This is a genomic window from Granulicella sibirica (genome assembly GCF_004115155.1).
Classification (GTDB): Bacteria; Acidobacteriota; Terriglobia; order Terriglobales; family Acidobacteriaceae; genus Edaphobacter; species Edaphobacter sibiricus.
The window spans coordinates 836,300-860,221 of the sequence record NZ_RDSM01000002.1 but is presented as its reverse complement, the minus strand read 5'-3'; the positions used below and the strand labels follow the sequence as shown (position 1 = coordinate 860,221).

Here is a 23,922-nt window from a genome sequence, read left to right as displayed (position 1 = left end):
CCCTTCCAACTTTCCATTGCCTGAACGCAGGGGGCTCCCACTTCCATGAGCGGTTACTCTCCCCTTTTTGCTAATTGTGCGAGCATGAAATTCGGTGCAATGCGGCTCATGATTTTAGGAACATTGCTGAGGCCCGGCCGAATTTCAAGCTTGCCCGCCTCAAGGCCGCGAATGGCGTGATTGACGAGAACGTCTACCTCCATATTGCCTTTTTGAAATTTCTTATCCTCATCGGATTCGCCATGTTGCATTGCATACATCAAGGCAGTATTGGTACCTGGCGGTGCAAGCTCGACAACCGTCACGCTGCTTCCTTTGAGTTGTATCCGCAACGACATGCAGAACGAGTGAAGCGCCGCTTTGTCGCGGAATAAACAGGCGAGATAGGTAACGGCACGAAGGCGAGACCCGACGATACATTGACAAGCAGTGCATTTGGCTGCGCTTTGAGATGCGGCAGGAATTGCTGCACCATGCGCACTGGCCCGTTCAGGTTGATCTCGATCTCTCGTGTCACGTCATCCAAATCGCGCTGCTGGTTCATATCAAGGTTACGCATGATGCCGGCATTGTTGATGAGCGTATCCAGTGCTGGGAACCGCGCAACTACCGCTGTGTAGAGTGCGGCAATTGCGGTCGGGTCGCTCACATCGCTTTGAAACGTATGGATGTCCGAAAATACTGCCTTGATGGCTTCGAGTTTCGCGGCATCGCGACCGGTGACGATGATCGTGTTGCCACGCCCAAGCAGGCGTTTCGCCAATTCAAGACCAATACCGCTTGTGCCGCCTGTGATTAGAATGGTTCTGCTACTGAGTTTCATGATGAGCCCTTTGGGGTCTGATGTTTGATAGCTTTAGGGAACTCAACAGCCCCTACCAGGGGATCGGTTGATTTTCCCAGCGTGTGAACGTGCCGGAGGGGTCGTTTGGCCCGAACTTTGCCACTCGAACAACTTCGCGGGAACCGTCTTCCAGCGTCGAAGTGCCTTTGTAGTTATTCAAGGCTGTGCTGGTGAACTCAGGCGAGACAAGGTTCACCTTGATACCGTCATTCTCGTGTTCGATCATCATCGACAAGGTAATGATGCTGAGACCGGTCTTGGAACCTGCATAGGCCGGGCTGAACATCTTCCGATAGGGGAATGCTGGATCGGCATTCAGAGCGAGCGATCCCGCGCCACTTCCTACGTTCACGATGCGCGCATCCGATGACAACCGCAACAGCGGCAGCATCGCCTGATAGACCGCGAGCGCTCCGAAGAAATTTGTCTCCCAAATCTTTCGTAACGCATCCGGAGATACGTTGCTCGCGGCAAACGACGCCATATAGTTCTCGACTGATACCTCTTCTCCGTCTGGCCGCGAAATGGCCGCGTTGTTCACCAGGAGGTCGAGACGGCCGAATTCGGCCTCAATGCGCCCGGCTACGGCGCTGATGGAGGCCTGATCCGTCACGTCCAGTTGCACAGCGATTGCGTTGGCCCCAATCTTCTGGACAGCCTCTTCGCCACGCTCCAGTCTTCGTGAGCCGATCAGGACGGTCACACCGTCCGCCGCCAGCTCCTTTGCCACCTGGAATCCAACACCTTGATTAGCTCCTGTAACGAGCGCGATTCGTTTGTGATCCATAACGCCTCCTGTTAGCTTAAAGTTGAACATGTTCCGAATAGTAACGGAACGTGTTCCGTTTATTCAAGAGGATTCTTCTTGGCAAGCAAAAGCACAACTCAGGAGCCGTTCAGCGGACAGACAACAGAGGGAAGACGACCGCGCGCCGATGCGCAGCGGAACCTCGCCACCTTGCTTCGGGCGGCGAAGGAGGTTTTCGCCGAGGCGGGGATCGACGCCCCTGTGCGCGATATTGCCTCGCGTGCCGGCGTTGGCATCGGAACGGTTTACCGCCACTTTCCCGAACGCGCGGATCTTATCGCCGCCGTGTTCTGGCAGGAAATCGAAGTATGTGCCGATGCGGCAGAACTACTCGCGGCAGCACACCCTCCCTTTCTTGCTCTCACGCTATGGATGCGGGAATTCATTGACCTGGCATCGACGAAACGCGGTCTGGCGAAAGCTCTGCACTCTGGCGATCCTGCGTATGACGGCCTGCCCTCTCGCCGGGAGCAGCGGCTACAACCCGCATTCCGAAAGCTATTCGCCGCCGCGGTGGCGTCTGGAGATATCCGCGCCAGGATTGAAGCTGACGATTTTCTCGACGCTGCTGCCACCCTCTGTATGTCGGTCAACGGACAACGCTCCGGCCAGGCTCACCAGCTCGTGACCCTACTGATTGAGGGACTGCGCGTTGCAGGTGAAAGGAGCCAAACCGTGGCGTGAGCCTCATAATCTCGACCATCTGGAGGTAGGAAGCTGCCTCGATGAAGTATCGGCAGAGGCAGCGCTTTCGCCCACTTTCTAGAATCGCTGAGAGAGTCCTCCGTCGGCGTAAAGATCGATTCCGGTGCAGTAGGAACTCTCGTCAGAAGCTAAGAAGAAGGCGGCACTTGCCATCTCTTCAGCGGTTCCCAGACGACCAAGGACCGGAAGGCTGGCCATCTGCTCGCGCCCTGCCGCAGCTTCCTCCGCAGTCCTGAATTGTCCGTCGATGATCGGAGTATCGATCGGTCCTGGACTCAAAGTGTTGACTCGAATCTTCCGCCCCTTCAAGTCCGCCGCAAACGTTCTCGCGAAGGAACACACCGCCGCCTTCGTCGCGGTATATACGCTGGTAGCTGGCATTCCCATGCCAGAAACGGACGAACCGACCAGTACGATGGAGGCTCCGTCTTTGAGAAGTGGCAGCGACTTCTGAACCGTGAAGAAGAGCCCTCTGGTATTGATATTGAACATGCGGTCATAGAGCTCAGTTGTGACAGCCTCGAGAGGCAGATTCTCCACGATGCCGGCATTTGCGACAACGATGTCCAGTGTTCCCTTTACGTCATGCACCACTTCGTAAAGCCGGTCCAGGTCTTCCATCTTGCTCACATCGCCCTGCACGGCAACAACGCTGTCTCCAAGCGCTGCTTTAGCTAGATCAAGTTCAGCCTGCCTGCGGCCGGTTATGAAAACGAAGGCGCCCTCCGCCACAAACCGCTCGGCGATCGCGAGACCAATACCCGTTGTCCCTCCGGTAATTACAGCGACTTTCCCATTCAATTTCGACATTCTTTTTCCTCTGCTTCTATCGAAGCGGTTCTTTCTCTCGATCCCCGTGAAATCCAGCGTTCCGACAGCGGAACATTCAGATGTTGCTGATTGTTGAACGTGATGGAGGCGTGGAAGCGATTAGCCTTGTCCGAAGAGTGCCAGGAAGTTCGGTTGTCCGTTGGAAGCATGGAGTCCGCCATCAACAGGTAGATTCACTCCATTGATAAAGGTGGCGTCGTCGCTCGCCAGGAATGCAATGACACCTGCGACTTCGTCCGGAGTGGCGGCTCTCCCGATCGGCAGGCGATCTCGAAATGCTGCCATGACCGCGTCACTCTTCTCGATGTCTACGGTGGCGTCTGTGGAGGTAAGGCTTGGCGCGACGGCGTTGACCCGCACGCCGCGAGAGCCATACTCAAGCGCAAGAGCCCGTGTGAAGTTTGTGACGGCTCCCTTGGCGGCATCATAGGCGCTTAGACCCCAGTCACCACCCAGGCCGGACGCGGAGGAAACGTTAATGATGGAGCCCTTGGTCTTGAGCAGATGCGGCAATGCCTCGCGCGAGGTGAAGAAAACGCTGTCGAGGTCGGTTGCCATCGTCTTGCGCCAATCATCTGTGGTGGTCTGAGCAAATGGCCCGAAGACCGCGACCGCAGCGTTGTTGACGAACACATCAAGTTGTCCGAATTTGGCGACGGTGTCCTCTACAAGTCGCTTGACGTACGCCTCGTCTGAGATATCTCCGGGGTGAACAAGAGTTTTCGCTTCGTCATATCCGTCGACGGTCTCGTGCAGCTTTAGCTCACGGCGTCCATTGAGCACGACGAACGCTCCTTCGCGCAGAAAACGGCGTGCCGTGCTGGCACCGATACCCGAGCCTGCTCCAGTGACGATAACGACTTTACCTTCAAACCTATTCATCATTCCTCCGTGTAATCTTCAGGGCGCAGAACTACTGTTTTGTTAGTCCAAACTGCTTTGCGATGATTCCATCCACGACTCGCTGCGGAAGGAGCCTAGGCATTGTCCAATTCGTGAAACGTTGCGGTACGGCCGCATAGCGCACCTTGGGCTTGCGTGTCGTCAGGGCGTGATAAATCAAGCGTCCGATCGTGTCCGGGGAAAGTCCTTTCTTTGCCTCCCCGGCAAAGAAGGCGCGGAAGCGCTTGAGAATCGGGCCGTAGTCTGTCGAGTCAAATGCGCTGTAATCTTCTTCTGCGGACTTGTCCCATATCGGCGTCAGGACTGGCCCAGGGCCTATAACGACCACATCAACTCCGTAGAGCATCAGCTCACGTCGTAAGCTCTCTGACATTCCCTCCAGCGCATACTTCGAAGCTGAATATGCGCCTAAGAATGGAGCTCCGATTTTCCCGGAGACAGAGCTGATCTGCACGACTCGTCCCGGCGACCCTGTCCTGCCCGGCTTACTTCCGAGCATCGGAGCGAAGGCTTGCGTCACCACAAGTGGCCCCACGAGATTGACCTCCATCTGCCGCCGCATCTCGGACGCATCAAGGTGGAGCAATGGTCCACCGACCACGATGCCGGCATTATTGACCAGTCCTGCCAGCCTCACGCCTCCAAGTATCTTCTCGACTTGTGTCGCCGCTCTCCACACCGCTGCCTCGTCGGTTACATCCGCCAGCAATGGAATGAAATCAGAGCCCAGCTCTGCGCTTACCCGATCTGCATCGCTTTGCTTTCTTACCATTCCGAAGACGCGATATTCCTTGCTTAGTAGAACTCTTGTTGTCGCTAAACCTATACCGGTGGACGCCCCAGTAATGACTACACTTTGCTTCTGTGCCATGCTTACCTCCGTACCGAACCTTTTCACTGTCACTGATTGCTGGGGCTCATCAACTGGAGCAGCATGAGCGTGATTGGATTCGGCTGACCGTGTTCGACTGCCAGTTGCCTGAAGAGCCCCAGGTCCTTTGCCGGAATGGGCGATGCATCCACATGCTTCTTTTCGGCAACAGCTTTCCCGTAATCGCGGTAAATCGGTGCTGGAAACAGAGTTGCCGTCAGCATGTTTATTGCGGCGGTTGGGTCCAGTCCGGCGCTTTCCGCAATACCGAGACCTTCCTTCAAGGAACTCGCAGCCGAGAAGATAAGGAAGTTCCCAAGTTGCTTGAGTACGGTGGGAATTCCGGGCTGTTCTCCCATATCGAAGAGCGCATGAGCACCCATGGCCGTGAGTAGTGGTTTCACTCGATCCTTGGCTACCTGAGAGCCGACGTAAGAAATGGCGAGCTGACGTGCTTTGGCGGCCTCTGGGCGCCCGAAGATGGGGGCCTCAACGTAAGCTGAGCCATGCTCTTCATGCAGTCTGGCCAGTCTTTTCGCGGCCTCAGGTGATCCGGTACACATGCAGACATGTACGCCCCCTTCCATTCGGGCAAGGAACTCGGGAGTTACGACGCTCTCCGTTGTGTCGGAGTCCCAAAGAAGCGACACAACGACTCCACCCTTTGCCGCGACCTCCAGAGGATCGCTTGCAAGTTGCGCTCCTCGCTTGACGAGTGGCTCGGCCTTACTCGGGGTCCGGTTGTAGACCGTAAGATCGTAGCCGCTGTCCAGTAAGTTCGCAGCCATCGGAGATCCTAGCTCTCCAAGTCCCATCCACCCAATTCGTTCGCTCATAAGCCTTCATTCCTTCCTGACTCGACGTAAACGTCGGGGTTGCACAAACAAACAAACGCTATACCGCAAGAGCGCTGTGGGACGGCACGCGGTCAGGTCGCACAGAGGATGGAGGACATTACACAAACACCTGATTGGCCGCGCTTACACTGCAGACCTGCAAAAATGCTCTGAGTGCGTCATTCACGGCAACCGGATTCTCGACAGTTACGACGTGCGAAGAACCGGGAATCACAATCACTTTCGAGTCTGGGATTGCATTGGCGAGGGTAAACGCGGTTTCCACTGGCGTACTCGGGTCCTGTTCACCAACCAGCACCAGAACAGGGCAGCTCACTTTTTCCAGTCGATCATGGACATCAAAACCAGAGATCATCTCCCAGATCGCTGCATGAACAGCTGGATCGTCTGCAAGCACTGTTTTCGTGACTCGGTCGATGATGTCAGGACGTTGTGCTCTGGTCTGTGGAGTGAACCAGCGTTCAAGGCTGGACTGGAGAATGGCCGCCATACCTGCTGTTCGCACAAGCTCCGCGCGAGCTCTCATGCCTTTCCATGCTTCCTCTGGGAAGGTGCAAGCAGTTCCAATGAGTGTGAGCGTCCGAATGAGATCTGGTCTTCCCAGAGCCGTCGCCTGAGCGATCATTCCGCCAAACGAAATTCCGACGAGATGGACTGGGCCGGTGCTGACGCGCTCGATCAGATCGGCGACTAAGACTGCTGCATCATCAAATGTCCAGTCCTCAGTTAATTTGGGTGAACGCCCATGGCCCGGCAGATCAAACGCGACGACGTTATAGTCAACTTGCAATGCCTCAATCTGTCGGTCCCAATACGTGAGATCGTAGCCGACCGCATGGATTAGGACGACGGTCTCTGCATGTTCTGTGCCAGCCTGCACCCAGTTCAACGATTCGCTTGACCTCGTTCCTTTGCTGGCTTCACTCATCGCTTGAATTTCCCCCTTCCTAGACCACGCCTGCTAACTCCAACCGCTTCGTTGGATATACGCCATAGGATTCCAACCGTAACGTTGGAGATGCAATATAATTTGGCGATGGCTTGGGATACAGACGAGACGCAACGGCGGTTGCGGGAGGCCGCGAGTGCAGAATTTAGCGCGAAGGGGCCAGATGGTACGACAATGGCCGGAATCGCAGAGCGCGCGGGAATCAATAAGGAGAGGCTTTACAACTACTTTGGAGACAAACAATCCTTGTTTGAGATGGTTCTCGTGGATGAGTTGGAAAAGCTGGCCGTCTCGATGCTCAATAAGTCTCCTGGCTTTGAGGATCTTGGGGAGTACGCCGGCTGTCTTTTCGACTACCACGCATCGAATCCAGCCTTGCTTCGACTCTTACTTTGGGAGGGTTTGGCCGGAAGGTCGCCAGTGAATGAAGCGGGACGCACTGTCCACTACCAGCGAGCGGTAGAGAAGATGGCCGCCGCACAACGAGATGGCTTTGTGGACAAGGGGCACGACCCCGCAAAGCTATTATTTTTGCTGATTGCCTTGGCAGCCTGGTGGTCTGCGGTGCCTCAATTAGCGCGGATGATCACGGGCTCCGGTGGGAAAGACCGGGACGAGAGAAGACGCCGCAGGGCTTGCGTGGTGAATGCAGCAAGACTTCTTGCATCACCTCAATCCGACGAGCGCGACAAACCATCCAAAAGCAGAACTACGACCGGACGGTAGTCAGCCTACGGTGCGGCAAGGCGTTTGGCCCTTACTCGGATGAATCTTAAGCATCTGCTTGAGCTTTCAGCTTCAAGGAAGCGACATAGCGGCGCGGCGCGCAGCCAACTTGGCGTTTGAACGCTGTACTGAATGCGCTTTCCGATTCATAGCCAACCTGTTGTGCGACGACTCTCATCGCATCGTTCGAGTGGGCAATACGATCTTTCGCCAGAGACATTCTCCAACGGGTTAGGTAGCTCATCGGAGCGATGCCAGCCAACTCTTTGAATCGAATCGCGAAGCCAGTTCGAGACATTCCGGCATGCTGAGCCAATGTGGTCAAAGTCCATCGGCAGCCAGGTCTCTCATGCATGGCCTGAAGGGACAAACCGATTCGTTTGTCCGCAAGTGCGAAAAGCCAACCGACATTGCCTTCGACGCTGGAGTCCAGATGTTTGCGAAGGATCTGAACGAGCATCAAAGTGGCGAGTTGTTGAGCGACAAGTGAGGTTCCGGGCTGCGGTTCCTGAAACTCTTTTCTCATCTGCTCCAGGCACCAACGCAGCACTTGCTTGTCTGACTCTTCTCGGACGTGCACGATGGGCGGCAGCATCGAGAGCAGAAGATCTGCGTCCTCCCCCGCGATGTCAAAATATCCCGCGATACCAAGAAAATCACTACCGGTACTGAACTGTGCGATTTCATTTGTGCTGAGAGAGCGCAGCAGTAAAGTTCCATCCACGGGAGGAAGGTTCAAGTCGCTCGCTGCTTGATAGGCTTGGCCGCTCGGCAGCAGGAGACAATCTCCGGCACGAGCCAGTACCGGACTCGCAACCTCATCGACAGCAAGCCAACCCTCTCCTGCGATGACGGCAAAAAGCTTGATGCCTCGCGATGGTCCGAAGCGAATGGACCACTTGCTGCCCGCCTGGAATCCCCTGGAGGCGTAGCTACGGATTTTTAGAAGGGAAAGAACATCGGATAGCGGGTCCATGAAAACCTTCTGAACGATCACGAAAGTAATAGACACTAGCAACTATAGATCGTTTGGTCGCCGGAGCTTATCTTTCTTAAGAGAGGTGATTTTCTTTGAGCCACGCGACAAGCGACATCTGGATTTTGGGAGCAGCAGGCCGATCGGGACAAGCAATTGCCGTTGAACTAGCAGCGAAGGGCTTCTTGATGACCTTTGTCGGACGCAATGCGAAGACTTTGGAGCAAGTGGCGCAGGAACTGGGTATCAAGGCCGGGATCAAGGTGGCGGCCACATTAGAAGAGATGGCCACAGCAATCTCGGAGGGGAACCCTCGCGTTGTGATCAACACGATCGGTCCGTTTGCGAGAACTGCGATTGCCTTTGTCAATGCGTGCCGGCCGGGAACCCACTATCTCGACATAGGAAATGAATTGCCGGCGTTCCTCTCGCTCTTTGGAATGAACGATGAGCTGGTTCGAACAGGACGATGTGTCGTTCCCGGAGCTGGCTGGGGAGTGTTGGGCACAGAGAGCGTGGTCCTCAAGCTTTGTGAAGGCCAGCCACCCGCAGCGAAGGTGCGAGTCGATAGCGTGGCATCCGTGAGAGCCAGCGGACTGCTCGGTGCGACCGTGGCCCAGACCATCGTGGAGGGCATTCCTTACGGCGGAAGACGCTATGCAAACGGCAAGCTGAAGCGCGCCTTGGCTGGCGACGATCAGGAAGAGTTTTCCCTTCCGGACGGATCGACCGCGGTGACGCGTTTGATTGCCACTGGAGAACTCGAAGCAGCCCGTCGTGCGAGTGGCGCTTCCGATGTCGTCGCCGCATTTCCAGCTGTGCCGGGCGGCCTTCTTCGTTTCATCATTCCTGTCGTTGCCCCTCTTCTCTCCATTCCCGCCGTGCGTGGTTTCGCCACGGCTCGACTCGCGACGCTGGTGCCCCCCGCTTCGAAGACCGAAATCTCCTGGGCACGAGCCCGAGTCGAATGGCCAGACGGCTCTGTACGCATCGGATGGTTGCGGGCAGGTGATGGCTACGATTTTCTTGCGAAGGTGTCGGCGGGTGTGGCTCAGCGGTTGCTGGATGGACAAGGGCGACCCGGGTACTTCACACCCGGCGCGCTCTTCGGCACACAGCTCGCAGTGGATGCAGGTGGAACATTTGTTCTGGAGGAAGACGTGTCTGGCCGCAAAAAATAGTTCATCCATAGAAGAGTCATATCTCAACTAAGTGGAGTACAGGTTCCCCACTTCGCGCGAGCGTGCCGTCCATTTGTCTGGCGAATAGATCGGACGCATACGCTTATGTTGTGTCGCCAACGACTCCAGCGTCATTTGATCTGCGCCAGCATAGCATCCGTCGAACCGCTGAATAATTTGAGCCCGAACGTGGGGGCAACTCGGCTTATCAGCCGCAGAACCTTGCTAAGTCCGGGGAGAATTTCTGGGCGGTCCGCCTTCATGCCATGGATTGCCAGTTTGGCCAACTTATTTACATCCATCATGGAGATGCCCTTCATATCGGTGGCGTCGAACGCCCCCATCAGGCCGGTGTCCGTAGCAGGAGGGGCCAATTCGTAGTCCCGAATTTTTGTGTTCCTGAGTTGGACCCGTAACGACTGCGTATAGGAATGGATGCCTGCCTTGGTGGCACAATAGATCGGCGAGATGGGAAGCGGTAGGAACGCCAGTCCGGATGAGACAGTTACGATCGCTGCATCAGGTTGCAGCTTCAGATGGGCAAGGAATTGATTCACCATGCGCATGGGGCCCATCAGATTGACCTCTACTTCGCGGGTAACGTCCTGATGGGTAAAATCGCTACTCTGAAGGTCGATTTTACGCATAATGCCAGCGTTGTTGATGAGAACATTCAACGCCGGAAACTCTGTCGTTACGTGCTGGTAGAGGGCTGCGATCGCCGCAGTATCACTCACATCGCTTTGGATTGTGTGTATGAGTGGATGGTCTTTGACAAGAGCTTCCAGCTTAGCTCGATCACGACCGGTGACGATCACGGTATTTCCAAGGGCCTGAAGTTGAATGGCAAGAGCGAGCCCGATGCCGGACGTGCCTCCTGTCAGCAAAATTGTATTGCCCGTCATATTCATCGCATTTCTCCTTATGCCTTACTGTAGGAGAGTGGCTCTCTACTGGAAAGTAGGCACTAATTGGTGCGATGCGCACCATGAGGTTAGAAATGCAGAAAATAGAGAAAGTCGCGTCAAAGAAATCTTTCGAGAAAGTTCGCTTCCATTCGCCGCAAGGCGAGACTGCATCACCAGAGATCGATCATCTTGTGGAAGAGATCATTGGTCGCGTGGCGGACAAGTGGACGCTGCTCTTGCTTGAAGCTCTTGCTCAGCACGGGGTCGTTCGGTTCGGCCGTTTAGCAGATCTGGTGGGTGGGATCAGTCAGAAGATGCTCACCCAGACACTACGGCAGATGGAAAGCGATGGGTTTGTCACGCGTACAGTGCATCCCGTCGTGCCTCCGCGGGTCGAGTATGAGCTGACCCCGTTGGGAGGAAGCCTCAGCGCGGCGTTCTGCAGCGTATGGCTCTGGGCGGAAACGCACTACCTGGAACTGCAGTCGGCTAGGGATGCTTACCGGAAACGGCTCGGGCGAACTATTTAATCAGGCGTGTGCGAAGAACGAAAACTGACATATGGAAGAACGGCCGGTTACAAACCGACTATCCCTGTTCCAGCAATCTCACGCGATGCATATGTTGATGCGGCGGCGTGCCGAACATCCGCAGATATTCGCGGCTGAATTGTGAAGGTGAACCGTAACCCACTGCATAGCTGGCAGAGGCCGCATCTTTGCTCTCCGAAAGCATGATTTGCTGCGCTTTCTGCAGACGAATCTGCTTCTGATACTGAAGTGGGCTCATCGCAGTCAACGCCTTGAACTGCCGGTGCAAAGACGCCGGACTCATGCTCGCCAGCCGCGCCAGAGTTTCGATATGCAGCGGCCTGGCATAGTTATGGCGAATCCAATTGACGACCTTGAGTACCTGAGGTTGCCGGCTTTTGGTCAAGGCAATCTGGCGCACGAAAGCAGATTGTTGTCCGGTAAGAAGACGATAGTGAATCTCGCGCACGATCACAGGGGCAAGCGGAGCGACGTCCGAAGGAGACTCCAGCAGGCGCAGGAGTCTCACAAATCCCTCCAGCAAGTGTGGGCATTGAGAGCCGACGGAGATTCCGCGGTGCAGGCCCTTCTCTTCGCTCCCCACCGGTAAATCCAGGGCCACTTCTGCTAACAGCTTGAGGTCCAGGAGGAGTGCCACAGCCAGGTAGGGGTTTTCCGATGTGGCGTGCGTTATCCGTGCTGAAACAGGTAGATCGACAGAACTGACCAGATATTTGCCTGTGTCATAGTCAAGGGTCGAGTTTCCTACCACTACCTGCTTTCTACCTTGCGCGACGATGCCGACCATCGGCGCACAGAGCCCAGCAATCATGCAAGGCGAAGTCGCTGCGGAGGACATCAGAGTAAGACCGGAAATCGTTGTCGAACGAAACGGATCTGCAGCATGCCGCATCAGCAGAAGGCGGAGTTCCGACAACGACCGCTGCCCTCGTTCGTCCGCTTCCGAAGAGTTTATTGGTTCAGAAGCCGTGTGCAAGTGCCGCCTCGATCTGAGAGTATCGTGCAAGAATCCTGTCGTTTCAGACTATCGCTTTCTCGACTCCGCCACCTACCTTGAAGCAAGCACCAGAGGAGGATGTGAGCTTTGACACAGAAGAGCGAGATGGGATCCATGCGCACAATCAACGATAGCCTGGGGCCTGCCTCGCTGCCTCAGGAGACTGTAATCGTCACCGGGGGGAACTCCGGTTTGGGATACGGCTGTGCGGCAGCATTGCTCTCTGCGTCACCGCGGCGGCACGTGATTCTTGCCTGTCGTGACATTGGGAGGGCGCAGGAAGCAGTCGAGACGCTGCGCGAATCCGCAAGCCCGGGTGCACAAATCGAGACAATGGTTCTCGATCTGGCGTCGCTTGCCTCGGTGCAATCTTTTGCGTCGAAGCTGGAGGAAAGGCTGAAGGCAGCGGAGATTCCTCCCCTGCACGGTCTCGTCTGCAATGCCGCGGTGCAAGGCGCACGGACATTCACGGCTGATGGCTTCGAGTCGACCTTCGGTGTAAGCCACCTCGGCCATTACCTTCTCGTCAATCTGCTGGTGCCGTTGATGGAGAAGCCTGCGCGAATTGCCGTCGTCGCCAGCGGCGTCCATGACCCCGCAGAGCTGGCCAAGGTGCCGGCCAGCATGGCCGTACCTGTACCTGCGTGGAACACGCCAATGGCTTTAGCCAAGGGAGACCTTGGCCCCGCAGCTGCGAACGATGATGCAGCAGCAGATCGTGGCCGAAGATATTCCACCACAAAGCTCGCGAACGTCTATTTCACTTACGGTCTGGCGCAACGGCTCCCCCAAGGCATCACCGTCAATGCGTTCGATCCCGGATTGATGCCAGGGACCGGACTGGCTCGTGAGTATCCGGCGGCCGTGCGGTTCGCGTGGCACAACATTCTGCCGAAGTTGATCCCGCTATTGCGATTGGTTCTACTCAAGAACATTCACACAACTGAAGAGTCGGGAGCGGCGCTGGCGCGGCTCATCGTCGATCCCGCACTGAGATCAACGAATGGGAAATATTTTGAAGGGCTGCGTGAAATTCCTTCATCAGTGGAGTCATACGACAAGGATCGAGCAGAAGAGCTTTGGCGGGATAGTGCCACTCTTACCGGGATTGAGCCGCTTCCATACGCGCGTCCGACGAAGCTCTACCCCGGGTTCAAGTAACGATAAACGCCATTCACGTCAGCCATGGACAGCTGACGAGAATGGCGTTCGAATCTGGGGGATGTTCTAGTAGGGAGACGGCTGATTGAAAATGATCGTAAGGCTAACGATCTTGGTGTCCCTGACACTGAAGTAGCTGGTCAGGATCAACTCCGCAGGGAGGTTGGTCTTGTCGTACGTGCCGTCGTAGGCACCGATGACAATCGTGTCACCGTAGTGATCGAAGACCTCTCGTACATCAATGGTCAGTTGGTCGCCGACCACTTCCTTTGCTACCCAACCCTGGATAGCGTCAATGCCGGCAATGTGTCGGCGGTTGTCGTTGACGTACGCGTCCTTTGCGAAAGCGGACACGATTGCGCCGTTGTCATGCGCGTTCATAGCCTTGACATATTCGGCGACGACGCCCTTCAGTTCGATTGACATATTAAGTGCCTCCTTCCGAGGTGTGACCATCATCGGGGCAGGCGCAAAGGGAGAGTCAAGACACAATCGAGCGTTTGACACTCCCCTAGGGGGAGACTTGACAATGGCTTTGTGTCAACACACCTCGGAATCGGCAGTTTTGCTCAGGCGACCCATCTCAGCATCAAGACGCTTCGTCGCTACCACGAAAGCGGCCTTCTGGAGCCTGCCGACGTTGATCCGCAAACTGGCTATCGCAGCTATACGACAGCTCAAATTCCAACGGCTCAAATAATCCGCCGATTCCGCGATCTGGACATGCCTTTACCAGATATTCGGGCAGTGCTAGCGGCCCCGAACGTACGCGTCCGGAATGATCTTATTGCCGGACACCTTAGTCGATTGGAACAGGGCCTCGCCCGGACACAGAACGTGGTGGCATCACTGCGAGACCTCTTAGATGAACCAGTATCCGCACCCAGATTCGAACACCGCCATTTCAAAGAGGCATCTGTAGCCGCCATCACTGAAGTGCTTGACGTCAAGGATGCACTCGCATGGCTTCAGGGGGCTCTCGGAGAACTCCAAGCCACGGTTGCGGCGCAACGCCTACCTATTACTGGGCACGCTGGGGGTATCTTTTCGAATGCTTTGTTCTCAGAAGCTCGTGGCGAGGCGACCATCTTCTTACCCTGCGTTGGAGAAGTGCGTCGAATTGGGCGGGTCGTCCCGCTGGTTGTGCCCGCAGCCGAGGCTGCTATCGCGCTACACATCGGCTCGCACAACAACATTGATCTTGAGTACGGCGCATTGGCTACTTACGTCACGCAACACGCCCTCGCAGTGGACGGCCCCATCCGCGAGTATTACGTGGTCGGCCCACAAAGTACTCCTGATGAGACTGAATGGCGAACCGAGATAGCGTGGCCTATCTTTCAAACCCGGCACGAAAACCGAACCTGACCTTAGTCCCCAAGAGCTCCGAACGTGTTCGGTCGACAATTGATCTCTGACGGAAGGACCGCGCACTCTCGTGCTCCGTCTTGTTCAGTCCTGATAAACGCCGTTGTCGTCGCCTGAGCGGATCGCTAACGAGAAGCCGACTTGTGAGGGCTAATATCCCTTGGAGATTTTAGGCGACGGTCCCGTCCACCTTAGTGAGCAATGGACTCGATGACCTCGAAGAGATTGCCCCAAGGATCAGCGAAGAACGCGACGCGGAGCCCCATTGCGGGTACATCGTGTGGCTCGCTGGCGATGGTCACGTCGCGGCGTTTCAGTTCGTCGATGACGTCGTCAACGCTGTCGACGCTGAAACCTGGGTGATGCCACCCGGACATATTGTAGCTGTCATGCAGATCTTTATAGGCGGGGCGTTCCGCCGCGCCGGGGCCGGCCATCAACTCGAAATGAAAACCGTCGTCCCCGGCAGGATAAAGAAAGCCGAAGCTGAGCCCGGCTACGGACACTATTTGCTTCGACCGAAAATCGAGCTTGTCGGCATACCAGGCAATCGCTGCATCAAAATCCGGCACGCGCATGGCTGCGTGGTTGATCTTCAAAGAGGCAAGAGGGCTGGAGGCTGGAGGCGTGCTCAGTGTGGTCATTATTTTTCCTTGGGGAACGTCGTTATCGGCAGATTACAGCGCCTTCGTTTTGAGCCAGGAGCGCATGGCTTCGATCACTTCTACCTTGCGTTCGAGAGGCAGCCAGTGGCCCGAAGGCAGACTGGTCACGGTAAGATCCTGACACGCATTACGCATTGGCTCGCCGAAGCGGTTGTGCGTGATATCGCAGAGGCCGTCGAAGTTGCCGTTGATAAACAACACCGGCTGGCGCAGCCTGCCGTCATCCGGCGCCTCGTGCGCGTAATCGATGTTGGTGCTGTCGTTCAAATACCAGGAGTTTCCGGGCCGAAATCCGGTGACGCGGAAGGCTTCGAGCAAACTGTCGAAATCAGCCGAAGGCCAGAGCGCGGAGTCAGGCATCACCCTTGGAGCACGATGCGCCGATCCGAACCAGCCTCCATTGCGCGTAATGACGGCAGACCGGTACACCTTGCCTACGGATTCAGGGTTCCCACTGCGGTATATCGCTGCGAGACTCGCCGGGATGTCAGCATCGAAGTCCGTGACCGTTTGGTCGAAATGGGTGAGGTAGAACCGGTAGTAGTCCCACTGTCCGTCTGGATACTTATCGGCGGGATAGAGCTCACGGTCGATGAGCGGCAGGTGATTGGGTAGCGCGAAGGCGTCCGGTAGATAGGGAACGGAGATGAAGACAACGCCGCGGCTTCGCTTGGCGTGATGTGCAGCCAGTGCGCCGACAACGGGACTTCCAAGGTCATGCCCAACCCAGATGGCCGGGCTTGCGCCCAGATAGTCGTGCAGCTCGACCATATCGTCTACGATCTCTTTCAGGGCATAGGCGTCCGAGGCGGCAGGCGCAGACGAACCACCATAGCCACGCATATCCGGCGCAATGCAGTGCCAACCTTCAGAGGCGAAGGCCTCCATCTGTGCGGCCCAAACCAGGCCAATCTCGGGCCAGCCGTGAAGAAATATCATCAATGGCCCACCGGCAGGTCCAGCCTGCCAGTAGTGCGTTGTGTGACGTGGTGAACTGAAAGTGGTGTCGGTGAGTGGGAAGGATGTTGCCATCGCGAGCTCCTTAGGCGGGGTTCACGGTGCGCAGGAACTTCACGAGCTGTTCGCTGACTTCGGCGGACGCCTCGTGTTGTATCCAGTGGCCTACATGGTCGAGTTCCAGATTCCCGACGAGACTCGGAAGTCCGGTACGTAGCTTTTCGGCAGGGGGATACAGCGCGCTCAGGCCGTCGGCTTTTCCGGAGATGTAAAACGACGGCTGGGTGATCTTCGCGCCCTTCCATGCGGCGGACAGATCGAAATAGAGCTCGGTGGCACGATAGTAGTTCAGCGCACCGTGAAAGCCGGTGCGCTTGAACTCCGCTATGTTGTGAGCCAGGTAGTCCGGTTCCACCCATGGAGGCAACGGGCCGGGAGCGGGACGATGAAGACTTCGTGTAGGGTCCAGAGGGCTCCATCGCGTGTCAGCCGGAGCCGAACCCGAGGCCCAATACAACATCCCCGGAATCGTGACAGCAGCATCGGCCCAAATCTGATCGGCTTCCGGTTTGATCTGTTCGAACATGTAGAAGTCGTTTTCGTGGCCTGTCGTCCGCATTCGATCGAAGACGCTGACATCACCGCGCGGAAAGTAAGGCACGGCCAAGCAGAACACCGCTTTGAATCGATCGGGACGCATCATGGCAGCATTCCACGCATGGGTTGCGCCCCAATCGTGGCCCACGATCACGGCGCTGGGAATCTTCAGAGCATCGAGGAGCCCGACCAGATCGCCCGCGGTGTGCAGCGGCGTGTATACGGCCGGGTCTGAAGGCGCTGAACTGCGACCGTACCCTCGCATGTCAGGTGCAATCGCTCGATAACCTGATGATGCAACGGCGTTCATCTGTCGGCGCCACGTATACGCGGTGTCTGGAAACCCATGGCAGAAGAGCACAGCTTGACCGTCCCCAAGCTCTGTCACGTGCAAGGAGATGCCATTCGAGGCGATCTGGTAGTCCTTCAGTTCCATTTGTCCTCCGCTCAGTAAAGTCATCCTAGATATTTGCTTGAACTAAAGCAAATCGTAGCCAATCTGCTTTTGACAGAGCTAACGGCGATACGGTGATATGAGCTATGCAGCTAGACCACGTCGATCGAGTCGTCCAACAATGGAAAGCAGAACGACCCGAGTATGACCTTGCTCCGGTTGAGATCATCGGGCGAGCGGGCCGCATCATGGAGCATGTCGATCGCGCTCTTGAAGCGAAGTTCGAGGAGTTTCAGATTTCAAGGGCGTCATTCGATGTGTTGGCCGCACTTCGTCGCAGCGGTAAACCTTACAAGCTGACGCAACGCGATCTGATGCGCAGTCTTTTTCGCACATCCGGGAGCATGAGCCTGAGAATCGATGCCCTGCAGAAGCAAGGGCTGGTAAACCGGTCCCCTGACAGTGAAGACCGTCGCTCTGTCTTCGTTACTCTGACTGCCAAGGGCGTGGACCTTCTGGAAAGTGTGATTCCTGCGCATCTCGAGAATGAAAGCAGCCTTGTCGCGGGGCTTAGTCGAACGGAACGGGCCCAGCTCATTGCCCTGCTGCGCAAGTGGTTGGTCAGCCTCGAAGAGGAGGTGGCTCACGGTCGTCAGCTTTACCTGGGCATGACTCTGCTCGACTCCCGTGCGTCCACGAAAATCCGACGCGCTGTTGGGCTGCCTGACATCCCAGGCTTGCTTGTCAACAAGGTTGCAGCGGGCAGCCGGGCAGAAGAGCTCGGCTTCCGCAAGGGTGATCTCGTCACTTCCGTTGAGAGACAAGCCGTTACGTCTCTGGTGGACCTTCGCAAGATCCTGAATCACTCCGAATCAAAGACGAGGAAGGTTCAAGTGGTTCGCGGAGTCGAAACGGTGGAATTCAAGCTCACGAGTTCCTCGATATAGAAAGGACGCGAGAGTCACCAGTGTTTGTCCTAGAAGCTAATGTGATCGGTACCGATAAACGCCGTTCTCGCCATTTGACGATTGCTGTGGAGAAGCTGACTTATCGCGACCGGATCGATTCCTTAGCCGGCGTTCCAGCGCTGGAAGTGCTTGACCAGATTGTCTAGAGAGGCGTCGGTGCCATTTTGATATCCTCGAACCATATCTTCCCCGACGAACGACGCAAGCTGAATCGTATTCTTGAGGATGGTTGCATCGCCGGCCGAATGAAGCTCGAATGTCGAAAGAGAGGCGCAGAGGCGATGACCATCCATCGCAATTGTTTCGCTCGACACGATTCTTCGATTCAGGAGAATGTCTAGATAGCGGGTAGTTCCTTCGATGTTCGGATTCGCTTTCGGTCCGCAGCGAAAAACATCTTGACCGCCCTCGGTGAAGTTTGAATGGTCATAGATTAAGGCGGTGCCTTCCGAAGGAGCGCCCCATTGCATGCGTTCCGCAAGGTCGGTGTATGCCGCGAAAACGCGATCCGGCGGTCGCTGGTATAGTGTGTTCAAAGATCAACGTTGCATGGACAGTTGAAGCTGCTTCTATAGAAAACTCCCTTTTGCCAAGTACCCCTGAGCCTAATCGACGTGCGTTATCAAGAATAAAGGCGCGTAATTACGATTCTTTCGCCGAGGTAAGACATTTTGCATAAACGTCGTTATCGGCAGCGACAGGTCAGTGAAGTAAGCCGACTTCTCAGTACGAAGGAATGCCGCCCAAGTTACGCTCTTGGTTTTAGAGGATCGGCATGGCGCTGAATCAACTTCCACTGCCCCAACTCGCGACGGAAAATGTGTGTCACTCGTAGGATCGTTGGCGAGAAGTTGTCAGAATCCCCGAGGCGTGATTCGCTCTTTTCCAGGAAGACTTCATAGCCGAGTTCACCTCCGCACCCTGCGGCAAGCCGCTCGAACGATTGGTTTCGTGTGCCCCGGAAGTGCTTGGCGGCCCACTCCAGACGCTCAGCGACTGCGTCTCCGCCCTGCTCGTAACCTCCCAGGGCTCCCATGATGAGCGCGTCCTTGGCGTGCGAATAGGCCATCTTCATGAGTGCTGGATCGCCATTGCCGAATTTAATGCTGGCTTCTCTGGTGCGCTGCATCGTTTCTTCAAAATCCGAGGGAAGAGACGTGGGTCCGGAAGTGATTGGGCTTTGTGCATTCAATAACCCCCCAAAGCCGGAGAACGACAATAGCCGAAGAAGAGTTCGGCGATGGACCGGCATCTTGAGCACCTCAGGGGTGGACTTGTAAAGAAAGAGTTTCAGGGAAACTCTTGCCTTCGAAGGTACCAGCGAACAAGCCTCAAGGATGCAAGGTCGGGTCCGGATGACCGTAAACGGCCCCGCCGTCAACACCAACATACGTGGCCTGGCGTGCGATCTGAACCCAGCCGGCGCTGCTCTTCTGCCAGACGTTTGTGAAACGGCGGGTTAGAGGCTTTCCGGCCATCGGACCATTCGACATCACGATGTCGTCGTGTCCCATCTCGACTGCGATGTCCCCGGAGACGAAGAAGGCTTCGGGAACTGCCTTGGCGCTCGCATATTTGAGCTTGTCCTCACGCATGGCGGTAAAGACCTGCTCGCGCGTCAGTATGTTGTTTCCGGGACTGTTCACTTCCATCACCGGCGCCCAAAGCTTTTCGAGCGCAGCAAAGTCCATCGTCACGATGGCGTGACCTACCGCGCGGTTGTTAGCTTCGATCTGTCCGCGGGTTGCGGCGGTTTCCGTTGCGTCTGCCGGTTCAATTTTGGCGATTTGATCTTTGCCATAGTCAACCGCACCGGACTCCGGGTGCGCAAGCTCCGCGATCACCGCGGGGGAAGCGAGGCCGAAAGCCGAAAGTGAAAAGAACGAGTTCCTAAGAAAGCTGCGACGACCGAAGCCCATACGTTTCCTCCAAGATGGTCATGCTTAGCTAAATGCAAGGCGGCTTGTGTGATATTGCTTCAAGTCTGGACCATGTGAGTCTAAAACCTGATGAGGTGGTGTGACTCGATGGAGGCAAGCGCTTTGGTTGGCGGCCCTCCCGCAAACACGCGGAAGTCCCGAATCATGTGCATCTGATCGTAATAGTCTGCTTCATGCGCGACTTTGAGCCAAGAAGTTTCTTGGCTCAGACCAAGGTTCAACGCTCTCTGAAAGCGCGCGATGCGGCTGAGCATGATCGGAGAGAGACCGAAATACTCCAGCGACTTTCGCTCAAATTGGCGCGCGCTCATGCCTGTCTGCCTGGCCACCTGCGCCACGGTCGCACGATATCTGTTCTTTAAAAGCGGTTGAAAACTCTGGACGAAGACAGGTCGGTCCTTCTGCTTCAAATGCTCACGAAAGAAGGCGTTTAAGAATTCAACGCGGCGGGCGAAGGAGGTCACATTGCCTAGGCGTTCGTGCAGCTGGGAGACATCCGGCCCAAGCACCCCATGACCCTCCGTTCCCCGCTCGGCAAGAGGGGCTGCCGGAATGCCAAACATCTGGTGAAATCCTGCGGGATGAAAGATCACAGCCAAAGCGCCGACATTTCCACGCACGATGAGGCGTACTCTCCGGCTGCTGATAGGGCCGATGACGGTGACAGGAGAGCATGGGTTTTCGGAGTCATCACTGAAACTGGGAATCCAGTAGGGATCTCGAAATTGAAATTCCAGCATCATGCCCAATCGAGCGACGACCGGCTCGATTGCTTCCTCCCGCCCCATGCGAAAGTCCCGCTGCACATAGGCACGGATGTGGGGCGTGAGCTCGGGATGTGGAAGCGCGGTGTCAATCCGAAGCATGAGACTAGTCTATTTGGGCCTCTGGCCTGGATTTGAAAATGGAAGGTCCATCTTCTCTACATTGACAAGATTCACTTCACTCGCGCGCCATGCGTTGCCGATCTTGAGCAAAATGAACGTGACGATCATGTCGTTGATGGATGCGGGGTCGATGGTTCCATCCGGCCTCATGACAGGATTCTGCCACTTCGCCTGAACGGCCTGGACATTCGGCGCAATAGACCTTTGGATCAGCAACTCCAGGGGAGGAAAAACGGAGTTGTGAAAGGGGCCGTGGACACCGTGGAGAAAGCCAAGGGCTTTTCCAAGGTCGTCCCTTCCACGCACCAAGGTACCGAACCGATTCACAGTGACAGCGTCGTCAGTGTGCAATGCGGCGATCGCCTCTGCGTCATGTCTTGCCCAGGCTTCGTCCCATCTACGTAGAAAGAGTTTCACGTATGCAGCATCCTCGGTCGCAGGGATTTCTGCGATCAACGCAGGGGTTGTCGCAGCAGCAATAGTGGTCATCAGAAACTTCCGTCTTGTGCTCATTGGGGTTGCCATATGGAGATATTCGGCAACTGAGAGCAGGCGTGCCTAGTACAGATGCGACAGAACGAACGAATAAAAAGCGCCGAGAAAGGGAGTAACGATAAACGCGTTATCGTCAGCCAACGATTTTTCCGATAAGCCGACCTATCATTACTCATAATCCTGCATGCGATATTCTGTTTTCAGGATTCACTCGCCGATTCGTAAACTCCAAAGATGGCTGCACGAAACTATGACAAGATTGTTTTTTCCGGAGGTCGCATATGCGTCGCAGGATTTCATTGCACCTCGGGTTACTTCTAGCGTTGTCAGCACCTCTTTGGGCTCAAAAGCCTGAGGCGCCCTTACTGGTTTTGCCGGAGGCAAAAGGTCACCGCCTCGTGCTGATCGATCCACGAGCGAAGAAGGTCATTGGACAGGTAGCGGTACCTGGCTGGCCTCACGAGGTCGTCTTCTCACAGGACGGAAAGACCGCCTATGTTCCTTCTTACAGCGACGCCATAGTTGGAATGCCTGGGATGGATGGCCAAACGATAGACCTGGTCGACATGCAAACGCAGAAAGTGACTCAGACGTGGGATCTGGGAAGGCCGCTTCGACCTCATATGCCTCTGCTGGGCGCTGGTAACACTCTGCTCGTTTCGACGGAACTGGCTCAAGCAATCTCAGTCATCGACCTTAAGGACGGGAAGATTACGGGTCAGATACCGACTGAAGCGAGAGAGTCGCATGTCTTGGTCCAGACGCCAGACGGCCGCAAAATATACCGCAAACCTTCACGCCGGAAGCATTAGTGTCCTCGATGCCAGAGCTCACAAACTTATCAAGTTGATCCAAATCTCAGGGCTCGTGAATCGGATCGCTCTTTCCACGGACGGCAAACGTCTGTTTGTGACAGTCGGCGACTCGCCAAATGTGACTGTGATCGACACTGCGATCGACGCAGTAATAGAAAAAGCGGCCGTCTTCGCGCCTCCGTTTTCTGTTTTCCCAACGCCCGATGGCAAGTGGCTGCTGGTCGGAGAGGACCTCGGAACGAAGGGAAAGCTTGAGGTGCTTGATCTTCAAGACCTAACAGTCCGGCATACTTTCGATGTCGATCGTCTACCCTTCGGGATCAAGATCGTGAATAACGAAGCATTCGTCGCATGCTATCTTAGCGGCAATCTGGACGTTCTGAATCTCCAGGACTGGACGATGGAGCCACCAATTCCAGGTGTCGCACACGGAGACGGACTTGCCGTCTGGACCGGCAGCCGATAGCAGACACTACTCGTATATATCTCACGCCTTTAGAAGGCTAACGAAGCAAGTGAAAGCGAGGCTATCCATGGATCGAATGGTCGATATAGACTCATCGAGGTCCGCTTTTAATAAGGTCAGTTCTTCTTGAAAGGATCGGACGATGCCTGTAAGTCAGTTTGCCAGACCTGACGCTTGTCTCGAATCCTTCATCCGCTTCTTCATCCAGCGGGATGGTCGGATCGTTGGGACCACGGTGGTGCATCCTGTTCCGGCCCGTCCAGCACCAATGATCGTCTTCGATTTCAACGATCCAACCAACATTTTGTACTACGCAAAGAAATCTACCAGCCGGTCCCCTTCAGCCGTTGTCGTAGGCCCGCAAACCTAACGGCGTCTTGAGATGCAACTGCATGGATCACTCGATACCTTTGTGATCGGATTCCAGCCGGATGGACTCTTTCGCCTCTTCGGCGTTCCGACGAACGAGCTGACGGACTGCGATCTCGAGGCACACTCAGTACTTGGATCGACGATCACGAGAGTAGCGGAACAGCTGGGGAACTCTACCTGTTTCTCCGAGCGTGTGCGTATCGTCGAGCAAGCACTCGTACCGCGTGCTCTCCGGTGCAGCAGCACCGATGCCATCTCAGCCGCTGTTAGTGCGATCTCCGCAGCAAGAGGAAGCGCTGGCATTCCAGTCCTCGCGTCCAATGCAGGAATCAGTGTGCGGCAATTTGAAAGAAGGTTCTTGCAACAAGTGGGAATACGGCCCAAGCTTTTCGCACGGATCGCAAGGTTCGAGGCGGCCCTTGAACACAAGGTGCGATTCTCGCTGAGACCTTGGTCTGAAGTTGCCCATGAATTCGGCTACTACGACCAGATGCACATGGTGCACGACTTCGCGGATTTCACGGGCGTTACACCCTCGGAGACGTTGAATCAGTTGGAGGCGGTTTATGTCGAGCAGATCAAGTCGCTTCGTGAGCAGAAGCCTGCCTCTACCGCAGAGGACCCTGTACGGCTCGTCTTCTGACCAGGGCATGCGCTGAAATTACGCCAGAATATCGAATCGATGCCAGTCCTGTCTTTTCGCTCAATGTCGAATTTTTACTATCGTGGG

30 protein-coding genes are annotated in these 23,922 nt (G+C 55.7%); 10 read left to right on the top strand and 20 right to left on the bottom strand.

What is annotated here, in order from left to right; translation table 11 throughout:
- Positions 1–53: 53 nt before the first annotated feature.
- From GRAN_RS25915 to GRAN_RS14460, 3 genes are read right to left on the bottom strand one after another with little or no spacing between them, the layout of a single operon-like run.
- A complete protein-coding gene (locus GRAN_RS25915; RefSeq protein ID WP_206662771.1) occupies positions 54–305 on the bottom strand; it encodes a Rossmann-fold NAD(P)-binding domain-containing protein in 252 nt (83 codons plus the stop codon).
- Positions 302–823: an SDR family oxidoreductase gene (locus tag GRAN_RS14465; RefSeq protein WP_206662770.1), complete on the bottom strand. Its 522-nt coding sequence runs from the start codon at positions 821–823 to the stop codon at positions 302–304. The genes GRAN_RS25915 and GRAN_RS14465 overlap by 4 nt, the downstream gene beginning before the upstream one ends.
- Positions 824–875: 52 nt before the next feature.
- The gene (locus GRAN_RS14460) at positions 876–1,631 is read right to left on the bottom strand and encodes an SDR family NAD(P)-dependent oxidoreductase (protein WP_128913705.1); all 756 of its coding nucleotides are present in this window, start codon (positions 1,629–1,631) and stop codon (positions 876–878) included.
- Between the two features lie 78 nt (positions 1,632–1,709).
- Between GRAN_RS14460 and GRAN_RS14455 the strand changes: the two genes are divergently transcribed.
- A complete protein-coding gene (locus GRAN_RS14455; RefSeq protein WP_128913704.1) occupies positions 1,710–2,336 on the top strand; it encodes a TetR/AcrR family transcriptional regulator in 627 nt (208 codons plus the stop codon).
- A 78-nt stretch (positions 2,337–2,414) separates the two neighbouring features.
- On the opposite strand, the gene GRAN_RS14450 is transcribed toward GRAN_RS14455, so the two are convergent.
- From GRAN_RS14450 to GRAN_RS14430, 5 genes are all read right to left on the bottom strand, one after another.
- Positions 2,415–3,167: an SDR family oxidoreductase gene (locus tag GRAN_RS14450; protein WP_128913703.1), complete on the bottom strand. Its 753-nt coding sequence runs from the start codon at positions 3,165–3,167 to the stop codon at positions 2,415–2,417.
- A 120-nt stretch (positions 3,168–3,287) separates the two neighbouring features.
- Positions 3,288–4,073, bottom strand: coding sequence for a meso-2,3-butanediol dehydrogenase (gene budC, locus GRAN_RS14445; RefSeq protein WP_241654621.1), 786 nt, complete (start codon positions 4,071–4,073; stop codon positions 3,288–3,290).
- Positions 4,074–4,101: 28 nt separating this feature from the next.
- Positions 4,102–4,962 carry an SDR family oxidoreductase gene (locus GRAN_RS14440; protein WP_128913701.1) on the bottom strand — a complete coding sequence of 287 codons (861 nt, stop codon included), beginning with the start codon at positions 4,960–4,962 and terminating at the stop codon, positions 4,102–4,104.
- A gap of 29 nt (positions 4,963–4,991) precedes the next feature.
- The gene (locus tag GRAN_RS14435) at positions 4,992–5,777 is read right to left on the bottom strand and encodes an NAD(P)-dependent oxidoreductase (RefSeq protein ID WP_277751230.1); all 786 of its coding nucleotides are present in this window, start codon (positions 5,775–5,777) and stop codon (positions 4,992–4,994) included.
- A 139-nt stretch (positions 5,778–5,916) separates the two neighbouring features.
- Entirely contained in the window at positions 5,917–6,747 is an 831-nt protein-coding gene (locus tag GRAN_RS14430) for an alpha/beta fold hydrolase (RefSeq protein ID WP_128913699.1), read from the bottom strand.
- A gap of 90 nt (positions 6,748–6,837) precedes the next feature.
- Here GRAN_RS14430 and GRAN_RS14425 point away from each other — a divergent pair, with 90 nt between their 5' ends.
- The gene (locus GRAN_RS14425; protein ID WP_241654806.1) at positions 6,838–7,494 is read left to right on the top strand and encodes a TetR/AcrR family transcriptional regulator; all 657 of its coding nucleotides are present in this window, start codon (positions 6,838–6,840) and stop codon (positions 7,492–7,494) included.
- A 46-nt stretch (positions 7,495–7,540) separates the two neighbouring features.
- Here the strand turns inward: GRAN_RS14425 and GRAN_RS14420 are convergent, their stop codons facing one another.
- Positions 7,541–8,470 carry an AraC family transcriptional regulator gene (locus tag GRAN_RS14420; RefSeq protein WP_128913698.1) on the bottom strand — a complete coding sequence of 310 codons (930 nt, stop codon included), beginning with the start codon at positions 8,468–8,470 and terminating at the stop codon, positions 7,541–7,543.
- Positions 8,471–8,655: 185 nt separating this feature from the next.
- Between GRAN_RS14420 and GRAN_RS14415 the strand changes: the two genes are divergently transcribed.
- Positions 8,656–9,651, top strand: a complete 996-nt coding sequence (locus GRAN_RS14415; protein ID WP_206662767.1) for a saccharopine dehydrogenase family protein — start codon at positions 8,656–8,658, stop codon at positions 9,649–9,651.
- Positions 9,652–9,782: 131 nt separating this feature from the next.
- Here the strand turns inward: GRAN_RS14415 and GRAN_RS14410 are convergent, their stop codons facing one another.
- Positions 9,783–10,562: an SDR family oxidoreductase gene (locus GRAN_RS14410; RefSeq protein ID WP_128913696.1), complete on the bottom strand. Its 780-nt coding sequence runs from the start codon at positions 10,560–10,562 to the stop codon at positions 9,783–9,785.
- Positions 10,563–10,651: 89 nt separating this feature from the next.
- Here GRAN_RS14410 and GRAN_RS14405 point away from each other — a divergent pair, with 89 nt between their 5' ends.
- Complete coding sequence (locus GRAN_RS14405; RefSeq protein ID WP_128913695.1) at positions 10,652–11,089, top strand: winged helix-turn-helix transcriptional regulator; 438 nt, start codon at positions 10,652–10,654, stop codon at positions 11,087–11,089.
- A 58-nt stretch (positions 11,090–11,147) separates the two neighbouring features.
- Here GRAN_RS14405 and GRAN_RS14400 read toward each other — a convergent pair whose 3' ends face one another.
- Complete coding sequence (locus tag GRAN_RS14400) at positions 11,148–12,026, bottom strand: AraC family transcriptional regulator (RefSeq protein WP_128913694.1); 879 nt, start codon at positions 12,024–12,026, stop codon at positions 11,148–11,150.
- 186 nt (positions 12,027–12,212) lie between these two features.
- Here GRAN_RS14400 and GRAN_RS14395 point away from each other — a divergent pair, with 186 nt between their 5' ends.
- Entirely contained in the window at positions 12,213–13,268 is a 1,056-nt protein-coding gene (locus GRAN_RS14395) for an SDR family NAD(P)-dependent oxidoreductase (protein WP_206662766.1), read from the top strand.
- Between the two features lie 66 nt (positions 13,269–13,334).
- Here the strand turns inward: GRAN_RS14395 and GRAN_RS14390 are convergent, their stop codons facing one another.
- Complete coding sequence (locus GRAN_RS14390; RefSeq protein WP_128913693.1) at positions 13,335–13,694, bottom strand: nuclear transport factor 2 family protein; 360 nt, start codon at positions 13,692–13,694, stop codon at positions 13,335–13,337.
- Between the two features lie 111 nt (positions 13,695–13,805).
- On the opposite strand from GRAN_RS14390, the gene GRAN_RS14385 reads away from it, so the two are divergent.
- Positions 13,806–14,636: a MerR family transcriptional regulator gene (locus tag GRAN_RS14385; RefSeq protein WP_128913692.1), complete on the top strand. Its 831-nt coding sequence runs from the start codon at positions 13,806–13,808 to the stop codon at positions 14,634–14,636.
- Between the two features lie 191 nt (positions 14,637–14,827).
- Here the strand turns inward: GRAN_RS14385 and GRAN_RS14380 are convergent, their stop codons facing one another.
- The 3 genes from GRAN_RS14380 to GRAN_RS14370 are packed head-to-tail and all read right to left on the bottom strand — an operon-like array spanning position 14,828 to position 17,291.
- A complete protein-coding gene (locus tag GRAN_RS14380) occupies positions 14,828–15,280 on the bottom strand; it encodes a VOC family protein (protein ID WP_128913691.1) in 453 nt (150 codons plus the stop codon).
- A 33-nt stretch (positions 15,281–15,313) separates the two neighbouring features.
- Positions 15,314–16,333 (bottom strand): alpha/beta fold hydrolase, encoded by a 1,020-nt coding sequence (locus tag GRAN_RS14375; protein WP_128913690.1) that lies wholly within the window; start codon positions 16,331–16,333, stop codon positions 15,314–15,316.
- Between the two features lie 10 nt (positions 16,334–16,343).
- Positions 16,344–17,291 (bottom strand): alpha/beta fold hydrolase, encoded by a 948-nt coding sequence (locus tag GRAN_RS14370; protein ID WP_128913689.1) that lies wholly within the window; start codon positions 17,289–17,291, stop codon positions 16,344–16,346.
- Between the two features lie 206 nt (positions 17,292–17,497).
- On the opposite strand from GRAN_RS14370, the gene GRAN_RS14365 reads away from it, so the two are divergent.
- Positions 17,498–18,196, top strand: coding sequence for a MarR family transcriptional regulator (locus GRAN_RS14365; protein ID WP_161570982.1), 699 nt, complete (start codon positions 17,498–17,500; stop codon positions 18,194–18,196).
- 122 nt (positions 18,197–18,318) lie between these two features.
- Here GRAN_RS14365 and GRAN_RS14360 read toward each other — a convergent pair whose 3' ends face one another.
- The 5 genes from GRAN_RS14360 to GRAN_RS14340 all read right to left on the bottom strand — a co-directional run bounded on the left by GRAN_RS14360 (position 18,319) and on the right by GRAN_RS14340 (position 21,533).
- Complete coding sequence (locus GRAN_RS14360; protein ID WP_128913687.1) at positions 18,319–18,753, bottom strand: SRPBCC domain-containing protein; 435 nt, start codon at positions 18,751–18,753, stop codon at positions 18,319–18,321.
- Positions 18,754–18,965: 212 nt separating this feature from the next.
- Positions 18,966–19,346 carry a Cif family virulence factor gene (locus GRAN_RS14355; RefSeq protein WP_128913686.1) on the bottom strand — a complete coding sequence of 127 codons (381 nt, stop codon included), beginning with the start codon at positions 19,344–19,346 and terminating at the stop codon, positions 18,966–18,968.
- 202 nt (positions 19,347–19,548) lie between these two features.
- The gene (locus GRAN_RS14350; RefSeq protein ID WP_128913685.1) at positions 19,549–20,136 is read right to left on the bottom strand and encodes a nuclear transport factor 2 family protein; all 588 of its coding nucleotides are present in this window, start codon (positions 20,134–20,136) and stop codon (positions 19,549–19,551) included.
- Between the two features lie 80 nt (positions 20,137–20,216).
- A complete protein-coding gene (locus tag GRAN_RS14345) occupies positions 20,217–21,023 on the bottom strand; it encodes a helix-turn-helix domain-containing protein (protein WP_128913684.1) in 807 nt (268 codons plus the stop codon).
- Between the two features lie 9 nt (positions 21,024–21,032).
- The gene (locus GRAN_RS14340) at positions 21,033–21,533 is read right to left on the bottom strand and encodes a YybH family protein (protein WP_161570981.1); all 501 of its coding nucleotides are present in this window, start codon (positions 21,531–21,533) and stop codon (positions 21,033–21,035) included.
- An 873-nt stretch (positions 21,534–22,406) separates the two neighbouring features.
- Between GRAN_RS14340 and GRAN_RS14335 the strand changes: the two genes are divergently transcribed.
- From GRAN_RS14335 to GRAN_RS26320, 3 genes are all read left to right on the top strand, one after another.
- Positions 22,407–22,820 (top strand): YncE family protein, encoded by a 414-nt coding sequence (locus GRAN_RS14335; protein ID WP_150133264.1) that lies wholly within the window; start codon positions 22,407–22,409, stop codon positions 22,818–22,820.
- 142 nt (positions 22,821–22,962) lie between these two features.
- A complete protein-coding gene (locus GRAN_RS14330; protein WP_128913681.1) occupies positions 22,963–23,190 on the top strand; it encodes a hypothetical protein in 228 nt (75 codons plus the stop codon).
- A 12-nt stretch (positions 23,191–23,202) separates the two neighbouring features.
- A complete protein-coding gene (locus tag GRAN_RS26320; RefSeq protein WP_128913680.1) occupies positions 23,203–23,835 on the top strand; it encodes a helix-turn-helix domain-containing protein in 633 nt (210 codons plus the stop codon).
- The last annotated feature ends 87 nt before the right edge of the window (positions 23,836–23,922 follow it).